The 930-nt window shown below is 56.9% G+C and carries 2 tRNA genes and 1 rRNA gene; all 3 read left to right on the top strand.

Annotation, left to right across the window (positions count from 1 at the left end):
• The first annotated feature begins 166 nt into the window (after positions 1-166).
• Positions 167-243, top strand: a tRNA-Ile gene (locus NS355_RS17715).
• A gap of 118 nt (positions 244-361) precedes the next feature.
• Positions 362-437: transfer RNA gene (locus NS355_RS17720), tRNA-Ala, on the top strand.
• A 295-nt stretch (positions 438-732) separates the two neighbouring features.
• Positions 733-930: ribosomal RNA gene (locus NS355_RS19230) — 23S ribosomal RNA — on the top strand; the annotation flags it as partial.

The following is a 930-nucleotide window of genomic DNA, read 5'->3' on the forward strand; positions in this document are numbered from 1 at the left end:
CGCGGCGGAAAGCGCTTCGGTCTCGTATCGAAGAAGAGCTTCCTCCCATTCCAAAGACATTCCAATCCGCCGTCCTCATGTCCCTTCATCCTAGGTTACTCCCCTGACGGGGAGTATAGCTTGAGCTGGCTTACCGCCTCGCGGCCTTATGGCCGGTGAGTGCAGGGGGCCGGTAGCTCAGGTGGTTAGAGCGCACGCCTGATAAGCGTGAGGTCGTAGGTTCAACTCCTACTCGGCCCACCACTGCGCAGGCAGCGAGACGAAATAGCGCAAGCTATTTCGCACGCTAACAAGCACGGCCAGCGCTGCATAGCGCGCCATAAGGCGCAGCTTTGCTGCGACTGACGGCGCGCGGAGTTACGGGGCCTTAGCTCAGCTGGGAGAGCGGTTGCTTTGCAAGCATCAGGTCATCGGTTCGATCCCGATAGGCTCCACCACTCCCGAGACAACCTAGAGATGAAGACACCAGTTCCGCTGCGGAAGCAGCGGTTGCGAGATGCGTACTGCGCACCTCATCTTTGACATTGTGAATGGGTTTTTAAAATCGATGCCGTGAAGGTGTCGGCTTTAAGGGAAAGCAAGGCGGCAACGCCGAGCGGACCTGAGATGCTGGCAATTCACAATATCTGGCTGAGTATTTAATGACCACACCAATTAAGCCACATCGCGCTGCTCTGCCGAGTTGGTTTGTCGAGAGACAAGCCCAGCGTTGATGGTGGTGGTGTGGGCTCTCAAGCGTGAGGTAAGGGCAATTCGTGGATGCCTTGGCATGTACAGGCGATGAAGGACGTGGCACGCTGCGATAAGCGTCGGTGAGGTGTGAGCAACCTTTGACCCGACGATTTCCGAATGGGGAAACCCACCTATCCGTTTAATCTCGACCGTTGTCCCACAAGGACGGCGAGCGGGATTAGGCGGTTCAGGTATCTC

Origin of the sequence: Sphingomonas yabuuchiae (assembly GCF_001477495.1) — a bacterium.
Taxonomy (GTDB): Bacteria; Pseudomonadota; Alphaproteobacteria; order Sphingomonadales; family Sphingomonadaceae; genus Sphingomonas; species Sphingomonas yabuuchiae_A.